Below are 24,478 nucleotides of genomic sequence, written 5' to 3'. Positions count from 1 at the left end.
CCCCTTCATCGGCGAAATAGCGTGAGAACAGTATTCAAAGGTTCGCGCCGACGAACATCACCCAGCAAGGATGAACAGCCGTCCAGCACCGCAATTGAAATTCATGGGAACATATGTTCGATTTCGGTGTACTGTGGTCCCTATGACCGCCACGATGCAACCGTCTCTCTTCGACAACGGTGACCTCGGCGTTTCTTTGGCCGATCTCGACGGCACGGTGCAGCGACGCATTCTCACCGCCGGCGCATGGGTCGACCATCGCCCAGCCTGGCTGACGGGATCGGAAGCCGTGTTCGACAACCTGGAAGCTACGGTTCCGTGGCGATCAGAACGGCGCCAGATGTATGACCGCGTTGTCGACGTACCTCGTCTGGTGTGTTTCTACGCGGAGAATCAGCCGCTGCCGGACGCGCTTCTCACCGAAGCCAAAGACGTACTGAGCAGCCACTACTTCGACGAACTCGGCGAGCCCTTCGCGACGTCGGGGCTGTGTTTCTATCGTGACGGTTCCGACAGCGTTGCCTGGCACGGGGACGACACAGGACGAAGTCGCACCGAGGACACAATGGTTGCCATTCTGTCTCTCGGTGCCGCTCGCCCGCTCCTACTGCGCCCCCGCGGGGGTGGCGAATCGATCCGGTTCAATCTCGGTCACGGCGATCTACTCGTGATGGGCGGATCCTGCCAACGCACCTGGGAACACTGCGTCCCCAAGAGTGCGAGGGCACTCGGGCCGAGAATCAGCGTTCAATTCCGTACTCGCGGAGTCAGATAGCGTCGCGAAGTTCATCTCGCAGCGCCTTCCGATTGAGCTTGCCGACGGCCGTCTTCGGAACCGATTCGGCAAAAACCACCCGGCGCGGCTTCTTGTACGACGCCAGTCGCTCGCCGACATGAGCGACCAATGATGCTTGCAGTGCGTCGTTTTCGACGGTTCCTTCCGCGAGGACAACGACGGCGGTGACCGCCTCCACCCACTTGACGTCGGCGGTGCCGACCACGGCAACCTCACGAACAGCCGGATGCGTCAGGAGCGCATCTTCGACTTCACGGGGGTAGACGTTGTATCCGCCGCTGATGATCATGTCCGAAGCCCGGTCCTTCAGGAACAGGAATCCGTCGGCGTCGAACTGGCCGATGTCGCGCGTGTGGACCCAACCGTCTTCGGTGAAGGTGTCCGCATTCAGTTCCGGTGCGTTGAAGTATCCGGCGATCGCAGATGGCGAACGGATCACGATTTCGCCCGGTTCCCCCTGCGGCACTTCGTGTCCCTCGCCGTCGAGCAGCCTGATCTCGACGTCGATGGCGGGCTGACCACAGGACAGTAGTCGATCCTCTGTGTGGTCTTCGGGCCGAAGGACTGCGATACACAGAGGCTCCTCGGTCTGCCCGTAGTACTGCAGAAAGCGGTGTTTCCCCCATGCCTGCATTGCCCGCTCGATGGTGTCCAGCGGCATCGGCGAGGCACCGTAGATCACGGATTTCAGACTCGAGATGTCTGCGCTCGCGAAATCAGGGCGTTCGAGGAGCATCTGAATCATCGTCGGCACCAAATTGATTGCGGTGGCACGATGCTCGGTTATCGAGTTCAGGAACGTCGACGGGTCGAATCCGGGAAGGACGACGGTCTTTCCGCCGCGGAGCCAGAACGGAAGCACGAACACACCGCTGGCATGGATCAGCGATGCCGCATGCAGCATCGTGTCGTCCTGAGTCGCCGGAAGCAAATTGAGCAGCACATTGCGGCAGATGGCGGCGTAGCTGCGCTGGGTGTGCTGCGCGGCCTTCAACGTTCCCGTAGTGCCGGACGTGAACAGAGTCAGGATCACATCGTCGGGAGCCACCTCGATGTCAGGCATGTCCGAAGGCATGCTCTGTGCTTGGTCGAGCAGAGAACTCTGTCCCTCCGAGTTCGTTTCCAGCCCGATGAATGTCCGCTCGGGAAACCTGGCTGAGAGTTCAGCGGCTCGGTCCGCGAGGTCATGACCGAAGACGACGTGGGAACTGTCGGTGTCCTCGAGCATCCTCGCGTGCTCGTCGACCGAGAGTCGCGAGTTGAGCGGAACCCGATTGATTCCGGCTTTGACGCAGGCAAAATCGACGGGCACGCTGACAAGAGAGTTGTTGACCAGCAACGCAACCCGTGCGCCATGCCCGATACCGAGCGCGATGAACGCGTGTGCCAATCGGCTGCTGAGTTCGTCCACTTCCGCGAACGTCATCGATCGATCGCCGAAGACGACGGCCGTTCGCGCCCCGTGCTGTCGCGCGCCACGGACGATCAGGTCTCTGGTTATGGGCATCATGGTTCAGTTTCCTCGTTCGAATTCCGGTTGTTCTCGAATCGGCCGTGCCGGCCGGCGCCCGCGGCGAACGCAGCAGCGCCGCGTACACCTTCAGCGATGACAATGGGATTTCCTGCAACGCCCTCGGCGCGCAGCGCTTCGGCAAGTGGTAGATCAAACGATCGGTAGGCCGACGCGCGATCCGCGAGCATGCAAAGTTGCGGAAACGCGGTCAACTGGTGTGCAAGTTCCTTGGCTGCCTGGAGTGATTGCCCCACTGGAACAACACGATTGGCCAGACCGAAGGACAGCGCCTCCGGAGCGTCGACCGGACGACCGGTCAAGATCATGTCGAGTGCTCGCCCCTGCCCGACAATTCGAGGCAGTCGCACGGTCCCTCCGTCGATGAGAGGAACTCCCCAGCGTCGGCAGAAGACTCCGAACACGGAATCTTCCTCGCAGATCCTCAGGTCCGCGAGCAACGAAAGTTCGAGCCCTCCGGCCACCGCGTATCCGCTGACCGCGGCGATCAGCGGTTTGGACAACACCAACCGACTCGGCCCCATCGGACCGGTGCCGCCTTCCGGGTGCAACTCGTGCACGCGGGCGGGGTCGGAGACTGCGGTCAAATCCGCACCGGCACAAAATGTGCCGCCCGCACCCCACAGAATCGCCACCTTCTGGCTCTCGTCCGACTCGAACTCCAGGAAGGCATCACGCAACTGCGCCGCCATCGGTCCGTCAACCGCGTTCTTGCGATCGGGGCGATTCATCACGACGACGGTGACGCCACCGTCACGCTCCACATAGACATCGCCACCTGGTCGATCGGAGTCGGTCACGATATTTCCTCACTGCTCGCGGATAAGGTTTCCCGGTACCCACCATGCCACTTGTAACAGAATTTGTCAGGAGTTGTTCAAAAGTTGTTACAAACTGATCGAGGAATGTCCGCAACCCGAGTTGTGCTGGACCTCGCAACGGCAAGCCCGGACACCGAGTTCAGCACCGCTGTGCTGACCCGGGCCGGCGAGATTGTCGGCGTCAGCGCATCGAGCATTCGCGTGGCAGCGGGCCGTCTGTGCCGCGAGGACAAACTGCGTCGCACCGCCCGGGGAACGTACGTCCTCAACCCGGACGGCATCCCCACCTACAGTGAGGTCGAGGGGTGGCGAACTCGTACCGATCGCATACGCCCCTGGGACGGCACCTGGATCGCCGTCGAGCACTCAGGGCTCAAACGAAGCGACCGCACCGCCGCCCGCCGGCACGATCAAGCGTTGCGCCTGGCGGGCTACGAGGACTGGAAGCCCACACTCGCCGTCCGTCCGAACAATCTCGACGGCGGAATCGACAGCGCTCGCCGCACTCTCCGCCGACTCGGCGCCGCTCCCGAATCGTCGCTGATGGAGGTTGATCACCTTACCCCCGAGGATGATTCGACAATCCGTACGCTCTGGAACTCGGAGGCGCTGTTGGCCGACATCGCCGAGGCTCGCGAAGCACTCACACAGGCGCAAACCCGCCTGGCGGCAATCAGCCGCGAGGAAGCCGCCCGCGAATCACTTGCCCTGGGCAGCGCGATCATCGCGGTCATCGTCCGCAATCCACTACTTCCGGAAGAGCTCGAACCAACGCAGCCACTGCGAGACCTGATCTCGCACATGCTCGAGTACCAGGATGCATCTCGTGAACTGTGGCAGTCACTGCTCCAATTCTGATCGGCTTCCTCCAGAAGGTATTTCAATACGTTGCGCGGCCACCGCTGGCGTCGTACACGGCACCGGTCGAGTAACTCACCGCAGACGACGACAGCCAGGAGATCAGTTCGGCGATCTCGTCCGCCTTCCCCATCCGCGCCATCGGCGTCAAAGATTGCGAACGGGCGAGAATGGCAGGATCGGTGCCGGCATTCATGGGGCTTTCCACCGCCGCCGGCGCTATCGCATTGACCAGCACTCCGGTGGTGGCGACCTCTTTGCCGAGTGATTTCGTCAGCGCGACAACGGCCGCTTTGGACGCCGAATACGCACTCTGATTCGGGTTTCCGTCCTTGGCAGCAATACTCGCGAGATTGACGACCCGTCCCCACCCCGACGCGACCATCCCCGGTACGAATGCCCGGCACATGAGGAATGTTCCCTCGACGTTGATGCGGAACGTACGCTGCCAGGCCGCAAGATCAACCTCGACCAGCGGCGCTGACGGCCCGACAATTCCCGCGCTGTTGATCAAGATGTCGACACTGCCGACTCGGGCACGAAGCGCGTCGACGGCGACCGGGTCACTCACGTCGAGTTGTTCGTGCGCACCCTCGGCAAGATCTGCCGTTATCACCCGAACTCCCCTCTCCGTCAGCAACTTTGCGCTGGCGGCGCCGATTCCGCTCGCACCGCCGGTGATGAGCGCGGTGACACCTTCCGGATAACTCTGCATCCTCTTCACTCCTGAGTTTCTGTGCGTTACGCACTCAATTTATGTTGCAAATAGGCATAATTGCCGTCACACTGTGTAGAAATTCTGAATATATGGCGTTTGTCCTCGACGTCAAATACCTGGAGGCGTTGTCGATGGAAACCCGCTGGTTGCACGCGTTCGTCGCGGTTGCGGAAGAACTTCACTTCGGACGGGCCGCGTCTCGGCTCCAGATGGCGCAGTCGCCGCTCAGCCAGATGATCCGAAAGCTCGAAAAAGATATCGGCGTCAAGTTGTTCGAACGGAGCACCCGCAGCGTCGCACTCACGTCCGGCGGTCATGCCTTTCTCCCCCACGCCTATCGCGTCATCGAGAACATGGAGACCGCACGGCACGCTACGCGTGCGTCGTCGGGAGGCGTCTACGGGCGAGTCACGATCGGATTCACCGGAGTGCTCAATTATCAAGCACTTCCGCCACTCACCCGCGCGTTGCGTCAGCGCTATCCCGAAGTCGAACTGACACTCCTCGGCCGGATCATGACGCGCGACGCGGTCATTCAACTCGAGAGCGGCGCCCTCGATCTCGCCTTCGTCGGACTACCCGTGGAATCCGCATCGCTCTCTACCCGACTTATTCGACGGGAGGCGTTCGGCGCCGTGCTTCCGATCGACCATCCCCTTGCCGAGAGGGACGCGATCGATCTCCGCGAATTGGCCGGCGACGGATTCGTGACCACCCCGCTCTCGGCCGGCTCGGCACTGCAGGAGACCGCGATGCGGGCTTGCATGAACGCCGACTTCAGACCTCGCGTAGTTCAGGAGATCACCGATCCGTACATGATCCTGATGCTTGTTGCTGCCGGCGTCGGCGTAGCCCTGATGACGTCGGGCATGGCTGCGATCACGCCCCCTGGCAGTGTGTTCGTCCCGCTCACCGGCGAGCCGACGTACATGAATCACGGAATTGCCTGGTCACCACGGCACATGACCGATGCGCTCGCCGTCGCGCTGGAGACGTCGGAGGAGATTCTGCCTACCCCAGACATTGAGACCAATAACGTCATTATCTGAGACTCATTTAGTGTTGGACGCGCCATAGTCCTTCGTGGCACTGTCGTCTCAGCCGCCGAAAGGTGAGGGACGTCACCGATGCGTGGTGCATCTCCACACGTGCCACCACGGCCGGCCCATCGGGACGAAAGGACTTCACATGGCACCTCCGATTACCTCCACCGGTTCCACGAACTCGACCGAGGAACATCCGAATGCGAACGCGCGCCGCGCCGCCGTTTCGGGCTTCCTCGGCAGCACCCTCGAGTACTACGACTTCTTCATCTACGGCTCCGCGGCCGCGCTGGTGTTCCCCAAGATCTTCTTCCCCGGCGGCGGATCAACGGCAACCCTGCTCTCGATCAGCACCCTGGGTGTTGCCTACGTCGCCCGCCCGCTCGGCGCGGTGCTGTGGGGTCACCTCGGCGATCGGTACGGACGTAAGAACGCACTTCTCGCGTGTCTTCTCCTCATGGGAGTCGCGACCGTCATCGTCGGTTGCCTGCCGACCTACGACCAGATCGGCATAGCCGCACCGATCATCCTCGTCTTGCTCCGTCTCCTTCAAGGGCTCTCCGCCGGCGGTGAATCCCCCGGCTCGTCGGCGCTGACACTCGAACACGCACCTGATCACCGTCGCTCGTTCTTCACCTCGTTCACCATGAGCGGGATCATGTTCGGCATCGTCATCTCCAGCCTGGTATTCATCCCGGTGGCAAGCCTGCCCGACGAAGACCTCTACTCATGGGGTTGGCGAGTTCCCTTCTGGCTCAGCATCATCGTGACCGTGGTCGCGCTCTGGTTGCGTCGCACCCTCGACGAGCCCGAAGTGTTCGAAGAACTCAAAGAGCAGGACGAGACAGCGGGAATCCCCGTCGTCGAGATGTTCCGCTCGCACTGGCGCACCGTGATCCGTATCAGCATGAGCTCGACCTTCGCGATGATCAACACCATCGTCAACGTCTTCGCGCTGGCGTACGCCGTCGAATCCGGATTCGAACGCTCCACGATGCTGTGGGCCATCGCGACCGCCAATTTTGTTGCCGTACTGACGCAGCCACTGTTCGGCATTCTCTCCGATCGCTACGGACGCAAGCCGATCTTCGTCATCGGTGCGATCGGAGCGGGGCTGATGATCTTCGTGTTCTTCCATTCCATCGGAACCCAGAGCGTCCCCATGGTCTTCGCTTCGGGAATCGTCATGATCGGCATCTTCTACGCGATGCCCAATGGTACCTACCCGGCGTACTTCCCGGAGCAGTTCCCCGCGAAGGTCCGATACACCGGTATGGCTGTGAGCCTCATGCTCGGTCTACTCGTCGCCGGCTTCACACCCGCTATCGCCCAGGCGATTTCGGCTGGAGACAAGAGCAACTGGACGCCGGTTGCCTGGATGTGCCTCGGTTTTGCAGTCGTGTCAGCCATCGCCGCCATGACCGGGCCGGAGACATACCGGACGCCCACAGCTGAACTGGGCCAACCGAAGCCGAGCCTGCCGACCAAGCAGGACTCAGAGCTCACCAGCAACAACGCTTGACCGGACCGGCCCCTCGCGTTGAATTTCCGCGAGGGGCCGTCCCCACTTATGCAGGAGAATGTCATGACTACCGAATTCACACGTCACCGAATCGGCCTTGTCGGAGCGGGGATCTCGACCTCCCTCTCGCCGGCGCTGCACTCGCACGAAGCATCAGCACTCGCACTCGTCGACTACAGCTACGAACTGATCGATCTCGAGAACCTGACGGTCTCGGTCGAGAAGACCGGCGAGGTGGTGCGGAGCGCCGTCGCAGGCGGTTTCACCGGGCTGAACATCACCCACCCGTGCAAGCAGGTTGTCGTGGACGCACTCGACGAACTGTCCGACAATGCCCGATTGCTCGGTGCCGTCAACACGGTTGTCGTCGACAACGGCCGTCTGATCGGCCACAACACCGATCACAGCGGATTCCTCACCGCACTGCAACGCGGTTTACCCGACGCCACCTTGGACCGAGTGGTACTCGCCGGCGCAGGCGGCGCGGGTTCCGCGGTGGCGTACGCACTCGCCGCGGCCGGTACGACGGACCTCCGCATCGCCGACGTCGATCCCGAACGTGCTGCCGATGTGTGCTCGCGCGTGTCCTCGGCCTTCCCCACAACGCGCACAACGGCTTTGACGATCGATCAGATCGGCGACAATCTGGCTACGTGCGACGGAGTCGTCAATGCGTCGCCGATCGGCATGGTCGGTCATCCCGGAACCCCCTTCGACCCCGCGGCACTGCACTCCGAGTTGTGGGTCGCGGACATCGTTTATCGGCCGATGCGCACCGAATTACTCGACGCTGCACTCACTCTCGGATGCTCGGTTCTCGACGGTGGTCAGATGCTGGTGGCACAAGCCTCGGACACCTTCACTCTCCTGACCGGTGTCGAAGCCGATACGGACCGCATGCGCAGTCATCTGCGCGATCTGCTCTCCGAGGCGGCACACGCATGAGCACAACCGAGCACCTACTTTCTCGCGAAGTACCAGGAGCGCTGATGAACGTGACTGCGCCGTTCGCCGAACCTCTCGACATGGGCACCGTCCGCCTCCGAAACCGATTCGTGTCGGCTCCGATGGAGCGCAATTACTGCGAGGTCGACGGAACCATGACGGACGAGTACATCGCGTACCTCGCACGCCGCGCCGAAGGTGGTGCAGCACTGATCTTCACCGAGGCGAGCTACGTGCGCGCCGACGGCAAGGGGCGCATCCGGCAGATGGGTGTCGACGTCGACGAGCGGATCCCCGGCATCAAGAAGATGGTCGACGCGATCCATGCTAACGGTGCACTCGTCGGAGTCGAACTCAACCACGGTGGTCGCACAGCGCAGGGTTCGGTCAGCGGTTTCGTTCCCGTTGCCCCGACTCCGATTCCGTGCTTGGTGGTCGGCGGCGAGATGCCCGAACAACTCGACGGCGACGACATCGAGCACATCATCGAATGCTTCGGTGAGGCTGCTGCACGATGCCAGAAGGCCGGCGTCGACGTCATCTCCCTGCACGGCGGGCACGGGTACCTGATCCACCAGTTCCTCTCCCCCGCTTACAACCATCGTGACGACGAGTGGGCGGACCCGACTCTCTTCGTCAACAAGGTCATCGCCGCCGTACACGAGCATGCTCCGGGAATCACTCTGGGACTTCGATTCTCAGCCTTCGAGGGAATCGACGGCGGGCTCGACGCCGAGACGACCCGTGCCCGCATCGACGCCATCGACACGGACCGCCTCGATTTCCTCGACGTCTCGGCGGGCAACTACGAAGCGGGACAGTGGATCATCCAGCCCGGCGAATGGTCGCGTGGCCTCCTCGCGCCGTACTCCGAGCAGTACCAGCGCGACTTCGACATCCCGGTGGGTGTGGCCGGGCGCATCACATCACCCGAAATCGCCGCGCAGATCATCGAATCCGGGCAAGCGAACTTCGTCAGCATGGCACGGACTCTGCACGCTGATCCCGACTTCCCCAAGCGCGCGATCGACGGCGGCCGCTACCGCCCGTGCATCGCCTGTAACTATTGCATCGACAGCCTGGCCGCTGGGCCGATCCCGTGTTCCGTCAACCCATGGGTCGGCCGTGAATTGGACCAGCCCACGACGCCGGCTGATGCCTCCGCGCGGGTCGCCGTCATCGGCGCCGGACCCTCCGGAATGGCTGCTGCCCGCGACCTCGCACTCGCCGGCCACCGCGTCGACCTGTACGACGAACGCCCCCGTCTCGGTGGCGACTTCGCCTTGGCGTCAAAGTTGCACGAGTATCCCGAGTACGGGCGGATCGTGGAGTGGTATCTCGACGAGCTGGCTGATCTCGGAGTGCAGTGCCACACGTCGACCAGGGCAGATGCCGCTTCACTCGCCGGCCGTGACTTCGACGCGATAGTCCTGGCCGCCGGCGGCGTAGGCCCCACGGTCGATCTCCCCCGAGCAGCAACGCGCACCGTTCGTGACATCCGCGAATTCCTCGTCTCCGAAGATCCTGCCCCCGATGCGATCACGATCTTCGGTGCAGATCGCGAGGCTGCGGCTGTCGCCGACGATCTCCTCCAGAAGGGCACCCGAGTCGTGATGATCGGCCCACAGGAAACCATCGCGCACGACGTCGGACGTCGCGGCAAGATCGTGCTGCTGCCGCGCCTGGCCGCAAGTGAGAACCTCACGACCTACCTGAGCTCGATCATCACCAAGGTCGACACCGACTCGGTCACGATCTCGACGGCCGGTGTGCTGAGCGAGGTCGACGCTCCCGGTGAACTGCTGATCTCACAGGGCGTCGAGCCACGCTCGGAGCTTCTGACCGAACTACGTTCACTGGCGCCGCGCCTCGGTGTCCATACCGTCGGCGATGCGAGCGGAGACGGCGGGTCCATTCACGCTGCACTCGTCACCGCAGCCGAAGTCGCCGTCACGATCACGGCCGCCGCTGCGGCCCGTCAGGAGATTCACGCATGACTACACAGGCAGCCGCACCGGTCGCAACTGCATTGCCGCCCATCGGACTCGGAACCTGGCCCCTCGTCGGCGCGGACGCCACGACGTCCGTTCTCTCCGGTATCGAGGCTGGATACCGCCTCATCGACACCGCCGCGATCTACGGCAACGAGGATGCTGTCGGAGTGGCGCTGGCAGAATCTGGTCTGCAGCGAGAAGAACTGTTTGTCACCACCAAACTTCGTGGCAACGACCAGGTTTCCGGTGACATCCGGGGCGCCCTCGAGCAGAGCCTGGAACGACTGGGGCTCGACCGGCTGGATCTTTTCCTGATCCACTGGCCGCTCCCGCGAATCGATCGCTACGTTGCGTCGTTCGAGGCGATGCTGGCCTGCCGCGATGCCGGACTGGTCAGGTACGTCGGTGTGTCGAACTTCCTGGAGCACCACTTGCGCCGACTCGTCACCGAAACCGGTGAGGCACCGGCAGTCAACCAGATTCAGATGGACCCGTCGCTCGCTCGCATTCCGGTGCGCCGGGCAAACGACGAGCTCGGCGTTTTCACCCAGTCGTGGAGCCCCCTCGGCCGGGGTGACGTGCTCGACAACGCCGTCGTCGGGGAGATTGCCGGTCGAATCGGTTGCACCCCAGCGCAGGTGGTCCTCGCGTGGCATTCGTCGCAGGGCGTGGTCCCGGTCGCGAGGTCAGCTAACCCGACCCGCCAGGCCGAGAATCTGGCGGCCCTCGACGTGACACTTACCGCCGAAGACGTCACCGCCCTGAACAGTCTCGACCGCGGCGAGTCCGCGGCGCGGGACGTCGAAGCAGAGGAGCATTTCTGATGACGTTGAAAGTCGGAATCGTCGGCTGCGGCAAGATCGCCGGCAACCATGCCCGTGCTCTGCAACAAGTACCCGGCGTCGAGGTGATCGGTTGCTGCGATCCCGATCTTGGGCGCGCCCAGGAGTTCGCGGCACTTCACGGCATTCCCGCAGCCGTAAGTTCCGTTGACGAACTGCTTGCTCTCGGTCTCGATGCCTGCACCGTCTGCACGCCTCACCCGGTACACGAAGAGGTAGTCGTTGCCGCGGCCGAGGCCGGTGTACATGTGTTGTGCGAGAAGCCCATCGCGGTGGATGTTGCTGCAGCCGACCGCATGATCGAGGCCGCCGACCGAGCCGGTATCACCTTCGGCGTCCTCTTCCAACGACGCTTCTGGCCGGCAGCGCGTCGTATCCGGGACGCGATCGACGACGGCCGGATCGGGCTTCCCACGCTCGGTGAAGCGTCGGTGATCCTGCATCGCCCATCGAGTTACTACTCGGCCGACGCGTGGCGCGGGCGCTGGGACACCGACGGCGGCGGCGTGCTCATGACGCAGGCCGTGCACCAGATCGACATGCTGGCCTGGTTCATGGGCGAGGCCGTCTCGGTCAGTGGCTTCATCCGCACCCATACTCACGGTGAGCACATCGAGACCGAGGACAGCGCGTCGGCGGTGATTTCCTTTGCCTCCGGCGGCACCGCCACCGTCACCGCGACCACGGGTGCCAATCACAATTTGGGCAACCGCGTCACGGTGATCGGGCGCACCGGCGCAATCGCCAGTGTCCTCGAGTTCCCCGAAGGGCACGAGGGTGTCAACGAAATCTGGACCGTGCCGGGCGAAGTGGAGTTCCGGTCGCCGTACTCGGCGGACATTGATGCGAATCTTGATGTGGGCGCGGTCAATGCGGCACTGACGGACTTCCACACCCTGCAGGTGCAAGACTTCGCCGACGCCGTCCTGAGCGGGCGCGAACCCGCTGTCACCGGACGCGACGCCCGCGCCTCGCTGGCCATCATCGCCGCAGTCTACGAATCGTCACGAACCGGGAAGGTCGTCGAACTGACGCCGACGCCGACCCTCGCAACAACTGCCAAGGAGCAGCAATGAGTAGCAGTACCCCCCTCCCCTACGACGTGGTTGTCGTGGGCTCCGGTGCAGGCGGGCTTTCGACAGCAATTGCCGCAGCGCATGGTGGCGCGTCCGTACTCGTTGTGGAGAAGGCCGACACCTGCGGCGGCGCAACGGCATGGTCGGGCGGGTGGATGTGGACCCCGCGCAACATGTTTGCCATCGCCGACGGTGTTGTCGAGGATCGCTCGGCACCCCGTACCTATCTCGAGAACCGACTCGGAGACAACTTCGACGCCGCCAAAGTCGATGCACTCCTCGACGGCGCACCGGAGATGGTCGAGTTCTTCGAACGCAAGACTGCTCTGAAGTTCGTTCCCGGAGCCAAGATCGCCGATATTCACGGCGACACACCGGGTGCCGGCACAGGTCACCGGTCCGTCGGGCCGAAACCGGTGAGTCTGCGAAAGCTCGGACCAGATGTTGCGGCGCTACTGCGTCGGCAGTTGTACGAGACGTCGTTCCTCGGAATGGGCATCATGGCCGGCCCCGATCTGCAGGCGTTCCTGCACTCGACGCGGTCACCGAAAGCGCTCGTGCACTGCGGTGTACGTGTCACCAAGCACATGTTCGACCTCGCCACCAAGCGTCGCGGTCAGCAACTCGTCAACGGTACTGCCCTGGTCGGCATGATGCTGCGTTCAGCGCTCGATCTGGGCGTCGAGTTTCGGGTCAAGACGTCCGCGACCGCATTGCAGACCGATGACGACGGCCGCGTTGTCGGCGTCCGTCTCGAAGGTCCGGACGGTGCGTACTCGGTAACAGCCACGCGTGGCGTCGTACTCGCCACCGGCGGCTTTGCACAGGACATCGACCGACGACGCGAATTGTTCCCGCGCACCCCAACCGGACACGAGCACTGGTCGCTCACCCCGAAGACAACCACCGGCGACGGCATCACCCTCGGCGAATCCGTGGGCGGACGACTCGACCGCACGCTCGCCTCCCCCGTCGCGTACTGCCCCGTCTCCATCGTTCGGTACCGCAACGGCAAGGAAGGTGTGTTCCCCCACATCCTCGACCGCGGAAAGCCGGGCGTCATCGGGGTTCTCGCGAACGGCAAGCGGTTTGTCAACGAAGCACTCGGCTACCACGACTACACGCTTGCGATGGTCGAGCAGGTTCCCGAGGGCGATGAGGTGTGCTCGTGGCTGATCGCCGATCAGCAGTACGTGCGCTACCTCCCGCTCGGCATGGCCAAGCCACTACCGATCCCGATCCAGCCGTATCTGCGCTCGGGATACCTCACGCGGGGGCGCACTGTTCGGGACTTGGCCGAGAAGATCGGTGTTGATCCGGCGCAGTTGGAAAAGACCGTCTCGGCGTTCAACGCCGGAGCTCGCAGTGGCGACGACCCCGAGTTCGGTCGCGGCACAACACCGTTCAACCGGGGATCCGGTGATACCGCCAATCCCTGGCCGAACCCGTCACTCGCACCCTTGCAGAAGGGTCCGTACTACGCGGTGAAAGTTGTACCGGGTAGCTTCGGTACCTTCGCCGGGCTTGTCACCGACTCGTCGTCGCAAGTGCTCGACGACAACGACCGCCCCATCGAGGGATTGCTTGCAGTGGGTGTCGATCAGGCCAGCGTGATGGGTGGGCATTACCCGTCCGGCGGTATCAACCTCGGTCCGGCCATGACGTTCGGTTACCTGGCCGGGCGGGAACTGGCCGGCGCCAAAACAGTTGGAGCGCACGCATGACACTCTCACTCGGGCTGGCGGCCCTCACCGTGCTCGATACCGCACCGATGGAGCATGTCGACTTGGCCGAAAAGCACGGCTTCGACACCATCGGTATCCGTCTGATGCCCGCGGCACCGGGTACGACGGCTTACCCCTTGCACGAGGACAAGCAAGGGTTGAACGAACTGGTGCGTCGACTGAAGGATTCACCGGTGGAGGTATTCGATCTCGAAATCATCCGCCTTGCAGCTGACTTCGACCCCGCCGACTACATTCCGCTTCTCGAAGCGGGAGCGCAGCTCGGCGCCAAGGCCGTTCTGGTCGGTGGCGACGACCGTGACCGTGCTCGACTCACGGACTCCTATGCCCGGCTCGCTGACCTGTGCGCAAACTACGGCATCGTCGCCTCCCTCGAGTTCATGCCGTGGACCGCGGTGCCCGATGCGCGTGCAGCCATCGAGATCGTCTCGGCGGCAGACGGTCCGGCTCGCAGTGTTCTCGTCGACGCATTGCACACCGACCGCTCGGCAACAACGCTCGAGGATCTCGAGTCGATCCCGCGTGAGTGGCTGCACTACGCCCAGATGTGCGACGGTTCGACCCCTGCTCCCACCGATGAAGCAGAACTGATCCGCCACGCCCGCGAAGAGCGTCTGGTGCCCGGCACCGGCGGCATCGCCCTGGCCGACATCTGGTCGACGTTGCCCGCCGGGTTGCCGGTCAGCATCGAATTGCCCAACGAACCGCTGCGCCGCGCCGTCGGCACGGACGCTTGGCTGGAACGCCTGGTCACGGCCACGCGAGCGGTGTTGGCCTAGCGGCCCTGTGCGCGTTTAGCGAGTCCAGGCACTCCCTAAACGCGCACGGGGGCGTCAGCCCCTCCGAGCCGCAACGGCCTGCGCCAAACGATCCAACTGCGCTGCCGTGGTGGACCAGTCGATGCACGCGTCGGTGATCGACTGACCGTAAGTGAGCTCGTCCGCCTTGCCCAAGATCAGGTCCTGACGTCCGGCCTCGATGAAGCTCTCCAACATGACGCCGGCAATTCCCTGCTCACCCTCGGTCAGACGACGGGCAATGTCGTCCAGGACGATGACCTGACGCTCGTGGTCCTTGCTGCTGTTGCCGTGGCTCGCGTCGATGACCACGCGCTCGGGCAGGTTCGACTTGCGCAGGCGGGCAAGAGTGTCTGCGACCGTCTCGGCATCGTAATTCGGTCCGTCGCTGCCGCCGCGAAGAATGACATGGCAGTCGGGGTTGCCGGCGGTGCGAATCAAGGCTGCCTGACCGTCCAGGTCGGTTCCGGGGAACACATGGCTCGCGGCGGCAGCGCGGGTACCGTCGACTGCTACCTGCACGTCGCCCTCGGTGGAGTTCTTGATGCCGACGGGCATGGACAGTGCGCTGCACAGCTGGCGATGCACCTGGCTCGCAGCGGTCCGAGCACCGATCGCACCGTAGCTGACCAGGTCCGCAATGTACTGAGGCATGATCGGGTCGAGGAATTCACAACCGACAGGCAGACCCAGACTCGACACGTCGAGAAGCAGTTTGCGACCGATACCGAGCCCGGTGTTGATGTCGAAAGTTCCGTCGAGGTGCGGATCGTTGAGCAGTCCCTTCCACCCGAGCGTGGTGCGCGGCTTCTCGAAGTAAACGCGCATGACGATGTGCAGATCGTCCCGCAACTCCTCTGCCTTGGCGGCCAACCGGCGGGCGTAGTCCATCGCGGCTTCCGGATCGTGCACGGAGCACGGACCGACAACGACGATCAAACGGTCGTCGTCACCGTTGAGGATGTTGATGGTGTCTGCACGACCGGTGCGCACGGTTGCAGCCGCGACCTCGTCCGGAGCGTGCTGAGCACGGACAGTTGCCGGTGACACGAGCGGACTGATACTCACAGTGCGCTGATCGTCGAGGCTGTCCGAAGCTGCGGTGGTGTCGATGGTGACAGTCATGGGGTTTTCGGTTTCCTGTTCTCAGGCCGACCCCAGAGATGAAGAGAAACTCCAGCGAGCCGGTCTGTAGTCCGGCTCTTGGGTGGAGGTTGTCAGCGCGTGGTTACGCCGGCAGGCCCACCCGGGGCCGGCCTGCTAAACCAGAAATAGACGCGCTGCATGTCGGTCACGATACCTCGAGTTCGGATGGGATGGGCGTGCCCCTCCACTCCGAGCCGGATTCGGTGACCTTAATCCGCGACGCTCACCATCGAGGCCTGGCCGAACCGGGTGAGCGGTTGGCATTTTCGAGTAAGGCGTCAACTGTCACAGCCGAATAGGTTGATGAGGCCCTGCCGATTTAACGGTCTCCCCTTCCGTCCGTGCCACACCCCCGCAGTCGCCGAAGGCCGTCGACGCTGAACGCGCTGTCACTCGTTCTGGCGCCTGACAAGAGCCCTTCCATCGACATGGAGCGCCTTCTCTTGTCATACGAACAATCGATACTGCGTCCACCGAAACCACATTAGGTTGTCAGCTGCCCGTGCACTTCGCACGTCAGAAGCTGTTTCTCCGAACACCCTGTCTCTCCGAACGCTAGGTGACCAATGACGCAGAACCCGTACTACGGCCAGCAACAACCGGTCGGCCCTCCGCCGGACAACAATCTGGTCTGGGCGATTCTCGTGACAGTGTTCTGCTGCCTCCCGCTCGGCATCGTCTCGATCGTCAAATCAAGCCAGGTCAACACTTTGTGGGCGCAAGGTCAGTACGACGCTGCGCGAAAATCAGCTGACGATGCCAAGAAGTTCGCCCTGTGGTCGGTCGGCGCTGGTGTTGCCGTCGCTGTTCTGTACTTCCTTTTTGTCGTCGTCCTTGCCGGATCAAGTTCCCTGTGACCACCGACGCTGACCGGCGACGCTGATTGACGGACAAACGCCGAACTGTGATGACACCGATCTGCAATGACACCGTGAACGATGACAAATCACGACTCGCCGCACTGAAGGCGCCAGCGGCAGTTGCGGTCACGGCAATTGCGCTGTGCGCCTTCATCTCTTGGAGTGACCCCACCACACCCGGTGGGGTCATTCCCGTCTGTCCGACCAAAGCGCTGTTCAACGTCAATTGCCCCGGTTGCGGTAGCACTCGGATGGTGTACAGCCTCATTCACGGCGATATCGGTGCGGCGATGCGTTTCAATGCCTTCGGCCTCGTGATACTGCTTGCACTAGCGTTCACGTACGTCTCGTGGACGACGGCCCGCACCCGTGGAAGACCGGTCGTGCTTTGGCATCAGTTGCGCTGGTCACCAGCTGTGATCTTGTCCCTCGTGTTGATCTGGACGGCGGTCCGCATAGCCCCGATCCCGATATTTGCCGGTCTCCGCGTCTAGGCCAGATCTCCTCACGCCTCCAAGCGGAATACGCCTCGCACCTGGCGTACGCCGTTGATCTGTACCTCGACGGCGTGGTCGCCTGCGTAGTACTTCCGGGTACTGATCGGTTTGAAGGAATGCCTCTTCGCGATGCGGGCGGGCACCCCGGGCTCCAGCGTTCGTGTTGTCAGTTTGAAGACCTTGGGCGTGGTCTGCCCGTTGGCCTTCACGTGGTGGACGATGTAATCGATCACGACGGTGACGGACTCGCTGCCGTTGTTCGTGACGGCGAAGTCGAAGGTGAGTTCTCCACCCGCATCAACTGTTTCGCGGTCGATGACGAACCCCTCGACCACGACGTCGGTGGGCGGTGTGAACCCCAAGAGAGACAGAGCATCTGGGTCGCCGGCCTTGATCAACGTCCGCAATGCATGTTTGACGATTTTCAGTGTGTTGGGATCCGGTGTCTGCAACCAACGCTTCGCGGTCGACACTGCGAGCGCCGCGTCGGCACGACTGAGATCGTTGAGATGGTTTGCGACCGAACGGCGTACATATTCGGAATCATCCCGGTACAGCTCGTCGAGAATGGAGATTGTCGACTCGGGACGCGCCGTCAACTCTTTCACTCGCCTACCCCAAGGCAAGCGTGCACGAGTGCCTTCGGTAGCCAAGCGCCGGACGTGTTCGTCTTCGTGCTTGGTCCAGGCGAGTGCAATCGCCAGAGAACGGTGAAGGTCCGTTTCAAGGAAGGTTCGAATCGCGAATTCACCAGTCAGACGCGAAGTCAGCTCAGCGAGGAGTGCCATTCCACCGTCGAAATCCGACTCGGAGCCACTCCGTGTTGCCGTGACGGCAACTGCTTCGGTGACCGGCCAGATCATCCACCCCGTGAAGGTCTCCTCTTCGAGCGCACGACGGATGATCTCCGCGAAAACCGGAAAGTCCTCGGGCAGTTCGGCAATCATCGCATCCCGTACGACGCGTGTGCGCTCACCGAGACTCATTCCGTCGAATTCGGATGAACTACCTCGAACGAGGGAAAGGCGCGTATCACCAGTCGCACGCTCGAGGCAGCCTGCCAGATCGGCCACGACGGATACCCCGAGAAGTTCGTCAGCTGTGGGCATCAGGGGCACACCGTGAGAGCGGAAACCCGATCACCGTCGAGAGTGAAATGGTGATGTAACTGGACCGGGCTTCCCGGAAAATCGCCCTCGACCTTCACAGACACGACAACGGCCGAGCCAGGCGTGTGCACCGACTCGATCTTCTGGGTGAAGGTGAACGCAGTCGACACGGCGGACTTCCATGCCGCGATTTCTTCGATGCCGAGATACGTCCGGCCGTCGTCACGCACCACCGCGTCTTCGGTGAACACGTTGCGGACGTCGCCGCCGTCGAAGTACGCACGCGCTGCGCCGGGCACATTCGCTGAGTCGATCATTCGCGAAGAGTACTGCTGGGGTCCGACAGGTTCGGCGACCTCACTGCGCGAGCGGAGGCCGCCAGCTGAATCTCCATCAACAGCCTCGCCGACGGCTCGGAGAGGTCGGTATCTGTGATCTCCTCGACCCTCTTGATCCGATACCGAAGTGTGTTCGGGTGAATGCGAAGCTGCTCGGATGCGCGTCGGACGTCTCCCGAGAGCGCAAGATAGATGCTGACGCTTTCCCGCATGTTCGACCCGTTACGTTTGTCGTAGACGTCCAGGGCGTCGATTCTCGGATCGTGCAGTTCCTCGTCGGCCGCGATCGTGTTCATGATTTCGCGCAGCAGCACCGGGGTGCGCGAGTCAGCGAGAGTGGTCACACGAACATCCCCCGACGTTCCGTCCAGTACCCGATCCACTTCGGCCCGAGCCTGCGCCACGTCGGCGAGCGTCGAAACCGGAGACGACACCGCGGCGCGTAAACCCGAGGGCGACACCTTGTCCAAACGCGCGATAACGTCGCGGGTCCACGAGACTGTGGATTTCACGGAATAGGTTCGCGGAAACAGCACATAGATCCGGGTGCCGACGGCGCACACCAGCGATTCACGCTGAAAGGCGCTGGCGTGCAGGCGCAAAGAAGAAACGAGTTCACCCGAAGACGGCAGCCCACCGCCACCGACACTCGCCACGCCGATCACCATCGCCGGTCCGGACATCGGAATGGACAACGAGGCCGCCAGGGAAGGAACGTCGACACCCCCGCCCCGAACCCCGAGCAACCGCTGAATCTGTATCGCCTCGTTACTCGGCGCATCCCGAATACGCGAAATCAGCCGAGCAGCAACGGCAGCGGCGCCGCGGAGGACGCTGTCGGCATCGCCGGCAATGGGGAGCGGGCCTTCCTGAACCCAGATGGTGCCGAGCAGGCCAGAACTGAAACCACTCTCCCCCTTGATGTTCTCGGAGATCCTGCGTATCGGAACCACCAACCGTCGCCTGATCGCGAGGTCTTCGTGGGCAGGCACCTCGACCACGTCGTCGCTGCGCCGCAGGCTTTCGAAGACGCCCCACTCCTGCAGCTTTCGGAGGTATTCGTGAGGTCCTTCGCGCCCGAGAATGGACTGTTTGCGTAGCTCGTCCGCAGCATCCCCCGATGCCGAGTAGGCCAAGACATGAGAACGCTCGTCCTCGATACTGACCATTCCCCGCGTAAGTGCTGCGACGTTCTGCGCCAACTCGAACAAGTCTGTGTCACTGCCGAATACGATGTCGTCCGAATCCTGTCGGGATACCGAATGATCGAGCACGCCGCGGATCGTGGTGAACAATCGGTCCCACCGAGCGTCCGGATGGACCGCTATCAAAGCGATCCCGGCGCGCTTTGCCGCCTCCTGCACCGACGTGTCCGAGGCCTCCTTCGACATGACAGCCCGAGGCGCTGAGCCCCTCTGATCGAGGCGGTTCAACCAGGCCACCAGTTCGGCTGCACCGACACCGACAGTGAGCCAGAGCTCAGAGGATTCGACGTCTGCAGTTCTGGGGCGTACGAGGTCCCCGACCTCCACGAACACCACGGAGTCGACGAAGAAGTCGTCGCCTGGCGGCGCGAGGACGAGCTCGACAAAGGCTCCACCCAGCGCCCCAAGGACCGCGTCGAGCCTGACCCCACGGATAGACACGTACCACCAACTTTCCGGACCGTTCCTACGCCTTGATTTCGAGAATAGTGCATTTTCCTGCGAAAACAGTTCAGCCGATCGGACAAACACGGCCGCCGATGTTTGGCCGGTCAGCGGATTACTCACCGAGATCTTTCGACTTGACTGGTGAACAACACGACAACTGCCCACTCCTGAGTCTGCCGAAGGATCGTCATGGACGCCGTCACCAATGTTCCCCATCCCTCCAACGAACCGGTCAACAATTACGCGCCGGGAAGCCCGGAACGATCTCGACTGCGCACGAAGCTGACCGAACTGGCCGAAACACCGACCGACATCAGACAGGTCATCGGTGGTGTCCACCGAACCGCGGAAGGTAAGCGGGAGAACGTGGTTCAACCACACCGTCACAGTTCCGTGATCGGATCATTTGCGAGCGCAACGCACTCGGACGTTCGAGACGCAATCGACGCCGCCACCCTCGCTGCCCCCGCCTGGCGCGACCTCTCGTTCGACGACCGGGCTGCAGTCTTCCTGAGAGCTGCCGACCTGCTCTCCGGACCATGGCGTGAAACCATCGCCGCCGCAACAATGCTCGGGCAGTCCAAGACCGCATATCAGGCCGAGATCGACGCACCGTGCGAACTGATCGACTTCTGGCGATTCAACGTCGCGTTCGCTCGTCAGATACTCGCCGACCAGCCCGTTTCCGCTCCGGGAGTGTGGAATCGCGTCGAATATCGGCCGCTCGAAGGCTTTGTCTACGCGATCACGCCCTTCAATTTCACCGCCATCGCCGGAAATCTACCCACCGCACCGGCCCTGATGGGCAACACCGTGATCTGGAAGCCGTCACCGACGCAGGCCGTCGCGGCATACCTGACGATGCAACTACTCGAAGCCGCGGGCCTACCACCCGGAGTGATCAATCTTGTTCTCGGTGACGGCCCCATGGTGTCCGAGGTCGCGCTTGCGGACCCCCGACTGGCCGGCATCCACTTCACCGGATCGACTGCAACGTTTCAGCGTTTGTGGCGGGAAGTCGGTGCCAACATCTCGAACTACCGGACGTATCCGCGTCTCGTTGGCGAGACCGGCGGCAAAGACTTCGTGCTCGCACACAGTTCCGCGGACCCGGACGTACTCACGACGGCGTTGATCCGCGGGGCCTTCGACTACCAGGGACAGAAATGCTCGGCCGCATCACGCGCATTCGTCCCGAAGTCGGTGTGGGCCAAGATGGGCGACACGTTCATCGACACGGTGTCGTCACTGAAGTACGGCGACGTCACCGACCTGACGAACTTCGGCGGCGCCGTCATCGACCAACGGTCCTTCGACCGCAACGCCGCCGCGATCGTCCGCGCCAAGTCGACCAGCAGCCTCACCATCGCAGCAGGCGGCGACTACGACGACCGCGAAGGGTTTTTCATCTCGCCGACCGTCCTGCTCGGCGACGATCCTAGTGACGAGGCATTCAGCACCGAATACTTCGGTCCCATACTCTCGTTGCACGTCTACGACGACTCTTCACCGAATGCCTACGCCGACACCCTCGCTCGTATCGACAGCGGGTCCGCCTACGCTCTGACCGGCGCCGTGATCGCCACCGACCGTGCCGCCGTCGATCAGGCTCATCATGGTCTGCGGTTCGCCGCCGGAAACTTCTACGTCAACGACAAGCCCACGGGAGCGGTTGTCGGACAGCAACCCTTCGGAGGTGCGCGGGCTTCGGGCACCAACGACAAGGCCGGTTCGCCGCAGAATCTGCTTCGTTGGGCGTCGACGCGAACCGTGAAGGAAACCTTCGTTCCTCCCACCGATCATCGTTACCCCCACCAGGACGTCGATCCAGCCGAGAGCGAGAACCGTTGATGAGCGCCGTGTCCCTGAGCAACCCGCTGCGCCCGGTACTTCTGGCGGCGGCGCGCTCGCCTCGACTGGAGAAGACGGTCTCCGGGATGACCGTGACTCGCAAGCTGGTAGACAGGTTTGTCGCCGGCGACGCGGAACCCGCAGCGGTCTCTGCCGTACGCGACATCCTCGCCAGTGGCCGGTTCGCGACGGTGGACTACCTCGGCGAGGACACCACCGATCCAGCTCAGGCAACCGCAACCGTCGACGCCTATCTCTCTCTTCTCCGTTCATATGCAACGCTTTCCGAAGCTGCCGGGGCGCAACACCCCTTCGAGGTTTCACTCAAACTCTCCGCGTTGGGGCACTCACTCCCCGGTGACGGCGAGAAGATCGCACTGGCGAACGCACACCGAATTGTCACAGCGGCAGACGAAGTGGGTGCGTGGGTCACCGTCGACGCCGAGGATCACACCACCACCGACTCGACACTGTCCATAGTCGAGGAGTTGCGCCGCGACTTCCCGACGCTCGGCACGGTCCTGCAGGCATATCTGCATCGCACCGAGGCCGACTGCCGCCACTTCTCCGGACCAGGTTCGCGAATTCGCCTGTGCAAGGGCGCATACAAGGAACCAGCCGGAGTCGCCTTTCAAAAGGCCGCCGACGTCGACGCGTCGTACCTGCGTTGCCTGAAGGTCTTGATGGAGGGTGACGGATACCCGATGGTCGCCTCCCACGATCCCACGATGATCGACGCCGCACTCGAACTCGCCGCACTCACCGAGCGGACACCCGAGCATTTCGAGTTCCAGATGCTCTACGGCATCCGCGACGGCGAACAACGCAGATTGGTGGCCGAAGGCAATCACCTACGGGTCTACGTTCCGTACGGCAGCCAGTGGTACGGCTACTTCATGCGTCGCCTCGCGGAACGACCGGCCAACCTGATGTTCTTCATGCGCTCACTCGCCTCCAACAACTAGGGCGCCGGAAACTGTGGCAGCGGCGGCAACTCGAGGTTCTCGCGGAAAGTACCGCCGACGTAGTCCGTTCCCACGATTCCGCGCTTACGTAGTTCCGGCAACAGGCCGTTCGTGACGAAATCGCGTGTGCGCGGATCAGCAAGGTCACCGAGCGTGATGACGTCGAGAACTCCCGCGTCGTAACGCTCCGCGATCGCGTCCGAGAGCTGTTCCGGGGTACCTGCCGCTGCCCAGTGGCCGGTGTCCTTGGAGGCGATGATCAACTCACGCAGCGTCTTTCCTTGCGCGGCGAGCTTGCCGAAGATCTCGACCCGACCCCGTCGTCGATTCACCGACGACGGGTCCGGAATCAACGACTCCGGGATCGGCCGGTCCAACGGTAATTCCGAGAAATCCACGTCGCCGCCGAACATGTCGGCAAGCCGCGTGCGTCCGGCGTCGAAGTCCGTCGATTCCTCGGCCTCTCTGACCAATCGGTCGACTTCGGCTTCGGTGGCGCCGTACGTTGCGTGGAACGAGCTGAAAATCAGTGGCAGTTGGTCCCCACGCCCCAACTCTGCCGCCCTTGCGCGAATGGTCTTCGTGTAGGTGACCGCGTCCTCGAAGGTTGGGAGAGAGGTGAATACGACCTCTGCGAAGCGAGCACCAAGTTCGATACCTCCGGCAGACTGTCCTGCCTGGAATTGAACCGGACGACGCTGCGGCAGTGAGGGAATGTTCAACGGCCCCTGCACGGTGAAATACTTGCCTCGGTGCTCGATGGGGACCACCCGCGACGGATCCAGCACCGCAGACCCCTCTCCCGGTACCAGGGCACCGGGCTTCCAGCTGTCGAACAGTGCGTTGACGACCTCGAGCGACTCTGCCGCTCGGGCGTACCGCTCTTCCGGACTCGGCAGCGTCAGGTCACTGTAGTTCTCTTCTCCGAGTGAGGAAGTAACCGCATTCCACGCAGCCCTACCATTGCTGACATGGTCGAGGGTGCCGAACAACCGCGCCAGGTTGAAGGGGTGATGAAACGTCGTCGTGACGGTCGCGATGAGGCCCACGTGGGTGGTGACCGCACTCAGCGCGGCAAGAAAGATCAGCGGTTCCTGCGCGCCGATCGCGCCCTGCGCACCGAAGCTCAACAGGTCGGCAGCAAACAGTCCGTCGATCTTGTTCGCCTCGGCCGTCTTCGCGATTTCGATCGCGGACGCGAGCGTCGAAGTCGTCGGATCGATCGCGGCGTCGTAGATACTCGCCGCCCCGCTGACACCGGTCACCGTTTTGAGCGGACGCCTACGATCGGCCACCGAATATCCTCCTGGCTTCGCGAAATCTGTTCCGAATTCACAACGCTAGACCGATCCTGGCTCCCGACAAGGTATTC

The 24,478-nt window shown here is 62.7% G+C and carries 22 protein-coding genes; 14 read left to right on the top strand and 8 right to left on the bottom strand.

What is annotated here, in order from left to right:
• The first annotated feature begins 142 nt into the window (after positions 1-142).
• Positions 143-775, top strand: a complete 633-nt coding sequence (locus tag ACFT1A_RS05820) for an alpha-ketoglutarate-dependent dioxygenase AlkB (RefSeq protein ID WP_378446195.1) — start codon at positions 143-145, stop codon at positions 773-775.
• Here the strand turns inward: ACFT1A_RS05820 and ACFT1A_RS05815 are convergent.
• Both ACFT1A_RS05815 and ACFT1A_RS05810 read right to left on the bottom strand, forming a co-directional pair.
• Positions 768-2,306: an AMP-binding protein gene (locus ACFT1A_RS05815; RefSeq protein ID WP_378446194.1), complete on the bottom strand. Its 1,539-nt coding sequence runs from the start codon at positions 2,304-2,306 to the stop codon at positions 768-770. The two genes, ACFT1A_RS05820 and ACFT1A_RS05815, sit on opposite strands and share 8 nt — an antisense overlap.
• Positions 2,303-3,127, bottom strand: coding sequence for a crotonase/enoyl-CoA hydratase family protein (locus ACFT1A_RS05810; RefSeq protein ID WP_378446193.1), 825 nt, complete (start codon positions 3,125-3,127; stop codon positions 2,303-2,305). Before ACFT1A_RS05810 ends, ACFT1A_RS05815 begins: the two co-directional genes overlap by 4 nt.
• A gap of 105 nt (positions 3,128-3,232) precedes the next feature.
• Between ACFT1A_RS05810 and ACFT1A_RS05805 the strand changes: the two genes are divergently transcribed.
• The gene (locus ACFT1A_RS05805) at positions 3,233-4,006 is read left to right on the top strand and encodes a hypothetical protein (protein WP_378446192.1); all 774 of its coding nucleotides are present in this window, start codon (positions 3,233-3,235) and stop codon (positions 4,004-4,006) included.
• A gap of 22 nt (positions 4,007-4,028) precedes the next feature.
• On the opposite strand, the gene ACFT1A_RS05800 is transcribed toward ACFT1A_RS05805, so the two are convergent.
• On the bottom strand, positions 4,029-4,721 hold the full coding sequence (locus ACFT1A_RS05800; RefSeq protein ID WP_378446191.1) for an SDR family NAD(P)-dependent oxidoreductase: 693 nt from the start codon (positions 4,719-4,721) through the stop codon (positions 4,029-4,031).
• 134 nt (positions 4,722-4,855) lie between these two features.
• Between ACFT1A_RS05800 and ACFT1A_RS05795 the strand changes: the two genes are divergently transcribed.
• From ACFT1A_RS05795 to ACFT1A_RS05760, 8 genes are all read left to right on the top strand, one after another.
• Positions 4,856-5,773 carry a LysR substrate-binding domain-containing protein gene (locus ACFT1A_RS05795; RefSeq protein WP_378446534.1) on the top strand — a complete coding sequence of 306 codons (918 nt, stop codon included), beginning with the start codon at positions 4,856-4,858 and terminating at the stop codon, positions 5,771-5,773.
• Between the two features lie 139 nt (positions 5,774-5,912).
• Positions 5,913-7,289: an MFS transporter gene (locus tag ACFT1A_RS05790; protein WP_378446190.1), complete on the top strand. Its 1,377-nt coding sequence runs from the start codon at positions 5,913-5,915 to the stop codon at positions 7,287-7,289.
• 63 nt (positions 7,290-7,352) lie between these two features.
• Entirely contained in the window at positions 7,353-8,234 is an 882-nt protein-coding gene (locus ACFT1A_RS05785; RefSeq protein WP_378446189.1) for a shikimate dehydrogenase, read from the top strand.
• Positions 8,235-8,278: 44 nt separating this feature from the next.
• A complete protein-coding gene (locus tag ACFT1A_RS05780) occupies positions 8,279-10,231 on the top strand; it encodes an FAD-dependent oxidoreductase (protein WP_378446533.1) in 1,953 nt (650 codons plus the stop codon).
• Complete coding sequence (locus ACFT1A_RS05775) at positions 10,228-11,052, top strand: aldo/keto reductase (protein ID WP_378446188.1); 825 nt, start codon at positions 10,228-10,230, stop codon at positions 11,050-11,052. The genes ACFT1A_RS05780 and ACFT1A_RS05775 overlap by 4 nt, the downstream gene beginning before the upstream one ends.
• On the top strand, positions 11,052-12,146 hold the full coding sequence (locus ACFT1A_RS05770; RefSeq protein WP_378446187.1) for a Gfo/Idh/MocA family protein: 1,095 nt from the start codon (positions 11,052-11,054) through the stop codon (positions 12,144-12,146). The genes ACFT1A_RS05775 and ACFT1A_RS05770 overlap by 1 nt, the downstream gene beginning before the upstream one ends.
• Positions 12,143-13,870: an FAD-dependent oxidoreductase gene (locus ACFT1A_RS05765; protein ID WP_378446186.1), complete on the top strand. Its 1,728-nt coding sequence runs from the start codon at positions 12,143-12,145 to the stop codon at positions 13,868-13,870. Before ACFT1A_RS05770 ends, ACFT1A_RS05765 begins: the two co-directional genes overlap by 4 nt.
• Positions 13,867-14,670 (top strand): sugar phosphate isomerase/epimerase family protein, encoded by an 804-nt coding sequence (locus tag ACFT1A_RS05760; protein ID WP_378446185.1) that lies wholly within the window; start codon positions 13,867-13,869, stop codon positions 14,668-14,670. Before ACFT1A_RS05765 ends, ACFT1A_RS05760 begins: the two co-directional genes overlap by 4 nt.
• A 54-nt stretch (positions 14,671-14,724) precedes the next feature.
• Here ACFT1A_RS05760 and ACFT1A_RS05755 read toward each other — a convergent pair whose 3' ends face one another.
• Complete coding sequence (locus ACFT1A_RS05755; RefSeq protein WP_378446184.1) at positions 14,725-15,813, bottom strand: 3-deoxy-7-phosphoheptulonate synthase; 1,089 nt, start codon at positions 15,811-15,813, stop codon at positions 14,725-14,727.
• 587 nt (positions 15,814-16,400) lie between these two features.
• Here ACFT1A_RS05755 and ACFT1A_RS05750 point away from each other — a divergent pair.
• The gene (locus ACFT1A_RS05750; RefSeq protein ID WP_378446183.1) at positions 16,401-16,691 is read left to right on the top strand and encodes a CD225/dispanin family protein; all 291 of its coding nucleotides are present in this window, start codon (positions 16,401-16,403) and stop codon (positions 16,689-16,691) included.
• 50 nt (positions 16,692-16,741) lie between these two features.
• The gene (locus ACFT1A_RS05745; protein ID WP_378446532.1) at positions 16,742-17,188 is read left to right on the top strand and encodes a DUF2752 domain-containing protein; all 447 of its coding nucleotides are present in this window, start codon (positions 16,742-16,744) and stop codon (positions 17,186-17,188) included.
• 11 nt (positions 17,189-17,199) lie between these two features.
• On the opposite strand, the gene ACFT1A_RS05740 is transcribed toward ACFT1A_RS05745, so the two are convergent.
• Genes ACFT1A_RS05740 through ACFT1A_RS05730 form a run of 3 tightly spaced genes read right to left on the bottom strand, consistent with a single transcriptional unit; the run spans position 17,200 to position 20,284 of the window.
• Positions 17,200-18,300, bottom strand: a complete 1,101-nt coding sequence (locus ACFT1A_RS05740) for a DNA alkylation repair protein (protein ID WP_378446182.1) — start codon at positions 18,298-18,300, stop codon at positions 17,200-17,202.
• Positions 18,300-18,617, bottom strand: a complete 318-nt coding sequence (locus ACFT1A_RS05735) for a nuclear transport factor 2 family protein (RefSeq protein WP_378446181.1) — start codon at positions 18,615-18,617, stop codon at positions 18,300-18,302. Before ACFT1A_RS05735 ends, ACFT1A_RS05740 begins: the two co-directional genes overlap by 1 nt.
• Complete coding sequence (locus ACFT1A_RS05730; protein ID WP_378446180.1) at positions 18,614-20,284, bottom strand: PucR family transcriptional regulator; 1,671 nt, start codon at positions 20,282-20,284, stop codon at positions 18,614-18,616. The genes ACFT1A_RS05735 and ACFT1A_RS05730 overlap by 4 nt, the downstream gene beginning before the upstream one ends.
• A gap of 195 nt (positions 20,285-20,479) precedes the next feature.
• On the opposite strand from ACFT1A_RS05730, the gene pruA reads away from it, so the two are divergent.
• Positions 20,480-22,141, top strand: coding sequence for an L-glutamate gamma-semialdehyde dehydrogenase (gene pruA, locus ACFT1A_RS05725; protein ID WP_378446179.1), 1,662 nt, complete (start codon positions 20,480-20,482; stop codon positions 22,139-22,141).
• Complete coding sequence (locus ACFT1A_RS05720) at positions 22,141-23,106, top strand: proline dehydrogenase family protein (RefSeq protein ID WP_378446178.1); 966 nt, start codon at positions 22,141-22,143, stop codon at positions 23,104-23,106. Before pruA ends, ACFT1A_RS05720 begins: the two co-directional genes overlap by 1 nt.
• Here ACFT1A_RS05720 and ACFT1A_RS05715 read toward each other — a convergent pair.
• Positions 23,103-24,401 carry an NtaA/DmoA family FMN-dependent monooxygenase gene (locus tag ACFT1A_RS05715; protein WP_378446177.1) on the bottom strand — a complete coding sequence of 433 codons (1,299 nt, stop codon included), beginning with the start codon at positions 24,399-24,401 and terminating at the stop codon, positions 23,103-23,105. The two genes, ACFT1A_RS05720 and ACFT1A_RS05715, sit on opposite strands and share 4 nt — an antisense overlap.
• Positions 24,402-24,478: the final 77 nt, after the last annotated feature.

The sequence above is a fragment of the Rhodococcus sp. NPDC057135 genome, from assembly GCF_042670865.1.
GTDB lineage: Bacteria > Actinomycetota > Actinomycetes > Mycobacteriales > Mycobacteriaceae > Rhodococcus_F.
The sequence above is the reverse complement of the archived record's forward strand: the minus strand, read 5'-3'. Positions and strand labels throughout refer to the sequence as shown.